This is a genomic window from Rhodococcus sp. EPR-134, assembly GCF_001647205.1.
Taxonomy (GTDB): domain Bacteria; phylum Actinomycetota; class Actinomycetes; order Mycobacteriales; family Mycobacteriaceae; genus Rhodococcus_F; species Rhodococcus_F qingshengii.
This window is the reverse complement of the sequence record NZ_LVCT01000155.1, coordinates 1-3,685: the sequence shown is the minus strand read 5'-3', so window position 1 is coordinate 3,685 and position 3,685 is coordinate 1. Positions and strand designations below refer to the sequence as shown.

The 3,685-nt window shown below is 62.8% G+C and carries 4 protein-coding genes and 1 pseudogene; 2 read left to right on the top strand and 3 right to left on the bottom strand.

The features are described from left to right. A pseudogene (locus A2J01_RS35000) lies at nt 1-147 on the bottom strand (chloromuconate cycloisomerase); the annotation flags it as partial. Nucleotides 148-176: 29 nt separating this feature from the next. After that, complete coding sequence (gene catA, locus A2J01_RS06890) at nt 177-1,016, bottom strand: catechol 1,2-dioxygenase (RefSeq protein ID WP_003940427.1); 840 nt, start codon at nt 1,014-1,016, stop codon at nt 177-179. A 199-nt stretch (nt 1,017-1,215) separates the two neighbouring features. Between catA and A2J01_RS06885 the strand changes: the two genes are divergently transcribed. Next, nucleotides 1,216-1,986 carry an IclR family transcriptional regulator gene (locus A2J01_RS06885; protein WP_064112384.1) on the top strand — a complete coding sequence of 257 codons (771 nt, stop codon included), beginning with the start codon at nt 1,216-1,218 and terminating at the stop codon, nt 1,984-1,986. Here the strand turns inward: A2J01_RS06885 and A2J01_RS06880 are convergent. Further along, on the bottom strand, nt 1,983-2,921 hold the full coding sequence (locus tag A2J01_RS06880; RefSeq protein WP_007729772.1) for an AraC family transcriptional regulator: 939 nt from the start codon (nt 2,919-2,921) through the stop codon (nt 1,983-1,985). The genes A2J01_RS06885 and A2J01_RS06880 overlap by 4 nt on opposite strands. A 273-nt stretch (nt 2,922-3,194) precedes the next feature. On the opposite strand from A2J01_RS06880, the gene A2J01_RS06875 reads away from it, so the two are divergent. Further along, the coding region (locus A2J01_RS06875) for a flavin reductase family protein (protein WP_064112383.1) at nt 3,195-3,685 on the top strand (491 nt) is incomplete at its 3' end.

The window sequence follows — 3,685 nt, the reverse complement described above, 5'->3', positions numbered from 1 at the left end:
GCCGTATCCGATCACCCCGTCGGAGGTGCGAATCGCGACCAGCAACAACGGCTGCGCCGTCATCGACGTGGTGGCGAACTTGTGGGGGCGAACCAGCGGAACGTCGAGGATGGTCGTCTCGATGGAGACGATCGACAGGTCTGTCATCAAATCACTTTCTTCAGAGCAGTTGTGGATCAGGCCGGATCGAGCACGAAGTCGTATGTGACCCGGTTGGTTCCGTCGGCACCTGGCTTCGGATCGAGAATCAGTTCGGGCTTCGTCGCCGTTGCCACGTCGTTCTCGATCCACTCTCCATCCTTGAAATAGAGCTGGGTGGTGATGGTGCGCTTACCGGGAGCCTTCACCATGAGGTGCAGGTGAGCCGGACGCCACGGGTGCCAGCCGGCCTTCTCGATGAACCAGCCGGTGGGGCCGTCGGTCGGGATCTGGTACGGCGCAGGCTGAATCGTGGTGATCTCGAAGCGTCCCTCGTCGTCGGCGACGATCGTTCCGCGGAGGTTGCCGTCGGGGATGTGCGGCGCGAAATGGGAGTAGTAGCCCTCGTCGTCCGCGTGCCAGAGTTCGACGGTTGCACCGCCCAACCCCTTGCCGTCGAGATCGCGAACCTGGCCCTCGAAGACCAGCTTCGATCCAACCTCGTTGTCACGCATCGGAAGTTCACACTTGGCAGGCAACGTCTTGGCATCGGCAACGTAGTACGGGCCCTCGATGCTTCCCTTGGTGCCGTGCTGGCCGCGGTACGCGACCTCCTCGACGTTGTGCTCGAGGAAGACGTCCAGCCACAGGGGCCACTCGCCGAACTGGCCGATGTCGATGAGCCACTGCTTGAGGACGCGGTACTCGGGGTAGGTGATGCCGTGCTTGTCGATGACGCCTGCGAGTGCCTCGAGCACGTCCTTGGCGATGGCCGAGACGCGTTCGGGCGGGGTGTCCGCGCTGACTCGTTCCTGGAGGAACTTGTCGGTGGCGGCAGTACCCGAACCTACTGCGGTGGGGCTCTCGGAAGTGGTCATGTGGTCCTCCTCGGGGCCGTATGTGGCTGTTACCGGGTGGGTGCCGTACTGCTGGGCTGCGTCGGCTCCCCAAGTTTGGGTTGTACGCTCTGCGTACATCGGTTACGCTGTGCGTACGCTTGTACTGTGCGCCCAGTCACAAAGTTTGTCAACCTTCGAAGGCGCCGATCGGGCATACCCGCAGATGAAAGGCCATTCCGTGAGCGAGAACGATCGCGATTACATCCAGAGCATCGAGCGTGGATTTGCTGTGCTGACGGCCTTCGACGAGAAGAACCCCAACCCGTCGCTCGCCGATCTTGCCGCCGAAACGGGTCTCTCCCGCCCAGCGGTCCGGCGCATCCTCCTCACGCTGCAGAAGCTCGGATACGTCACCGGCAACAACAGTCGGTGGGCGCTCACCCCACGCGTTCTGAGCATCGGGCAGCACTTCTCGGCATCACATGCCTTGACGGAGGCGGCGCTCCCTCGTCTGTTGGAGATCGCAGAACACACCCACGAGTCGGCGTCGCTCGGGGTGCTCGACGGTGTCGACGTGGTCTACGCCGCGCGTGTACCCGTCCGGCGGATCATGAGCATCAACGTCAGCGTCGGCACCCGAGTGCCTGCATATGCCACCTCCATGGGTCGAGCCCTGCTAGCCTGGGCGCCAACCGAAATCGTCGACAACGTCATCGCGAACTCCACGTTCGACGCCCTCACACCCACCACGATCACCGACGAAGGCACATTCCATACCGCCCTCCGGGTGGTGCGCGAACAGGGATACGCGCTCACATCGGAGGAACTGGAAGACGGCCTGATTTCCCTCGCTGCTCCCGTCCGCGACGCCGGTGGAAGCGTCGTCGGAGTGACAGCGTGTTCGACCTCGGCCGGACGAACATCCCCGGAAGCTTTCCGCGCCGACGTCGCGCCTTTCCTCGTCGAAAAGGCGAACCAACTCAGCGCGGACATGGGGTACCGAAGCTAGCGCCTCAACACCTCGGAAGGCAGCAATCCGTACTTACGCCGAAACGACGACGCGAACCGTCCGGTGTGCGTGAAACCCCATCTCACAGCGACATCGGTGACCGTCGTCGAGTCGTCGGCATCCACCAGATCTGCATGGACCCGCTCGAGACGGATGTCGAGCAGGCATTCCGACGGACTCCGGCCCACGTACTGCCGAAATCCCTCCTGCAATCTCCGTACGCTGACGCCCGCCACCTCCGCCATCTCGGCTGCGGTCCACACGCGGGCCGGGTCGTCGTGCATCTCGTCGAGCACCCGCTTGACGATGCGTGGCCTGGCGTGTCGCACCGCGTCCTCGCTTTCGGGCATTGCGGCAAGGACGAATGCCGTGACCACGGCGCCGGAGAGCTGACCTGCCACCAGTTCGTTGTGCAGCACGCCGACCGGGCCGAGTATCTGATCCGACAGTGAGCGAACAAATTTCAGCCATCTGGCTCCGTCGTCCCCCCGAAGATCCACCTGATCAGGCAAGTGCATTCCGGGTCGACCGAGAACCTTTTCCATCTCACGGTCGAGGTACTGACGGTCCATCCGGACTCCGACGATCTCGCAGTCCGCACTCCACCGCGTAATTCTTGTCGTGATGTCGGGTGGACATACCGTCGCAACACCCTGCGTCGAGAGCACGTGCGAGCCCGCGAACACCGACTCGAGCTCGCCCGAGAGCGGGATGTTCACCCCATAGGCACCGGGATGATCGGATTCGACGGCGACGTCTGCTCCCCACCGAATATGAGCGATCCTCAGCGGTCCCAACTCGGTGGTGCACACCCCGACTCCACTGGCCGCATGCCGAGACAACGGCGTCAGCGTGTGCGGAAAGTAGGCGTCCGAAACCGCATGACACGCCTCGTCCCAGTCGCGGGGAGCTGTACCGATCATGGAGTCGACCATCGTCCTTCTTCACCTTCCAAACCCGTGACCAGCCACATTGCCGAGCAAGGGCGCTGAACATCATTGAACACTGTGTCCCCGGTCACTTCCAAGAGAAAACGGGTACGGGCCGCGATCGGGTGCGCAATCCGGATAGCCACCGCGCTGTACGGATCGACCGAAGCCTGCGCCCGCCGTACGTTCGTCTTCACTCCCGGCGCGAGTCGCCCACTACTTCCCTCCCGCACTTCGCGGCACTCTCACTCAACCGCCATCCGACAAGGAGGTCCGGTCATGGAACAAAATCAGCTTCGAGGAATCTTCGGTCAATTCGCGAGCGGCGTCACCGTCATCACCTGTACCAATGCCGACGGTCAACCACACGGAGCCACGGTCACCGCATTCACGGCCATTTCCCTGGAACCACGGCTGTGCCAGATCACGATGACTCGCAAGTCCAAGGCGTGCGGCTACCTCGGCAACGCGCCGTTTGCGGTCAACATCCTTGCCTCCGACCAAGTGGACACGGCCATGCATTTTGCCGGCCGACCGCAGCGCACCGAACCGAGGTGGATCGACGGACCGACCGCTCCCCTGCTCGACGGCGCCGCAGCAACCATCTCGTGCGTCCCGTGGAAGGAGTACGACGGCGGTGACCACATCATCTTCATCGGCGAGATCGTCGACGCTCAGTCGAGTGGCAAGGATCCGCTTCTGTTCTACCGAAGCACTTTTCACGATCTAGGCGCTACCTCGTCGACCACAGTCTGGAACGGAAGTCAGGA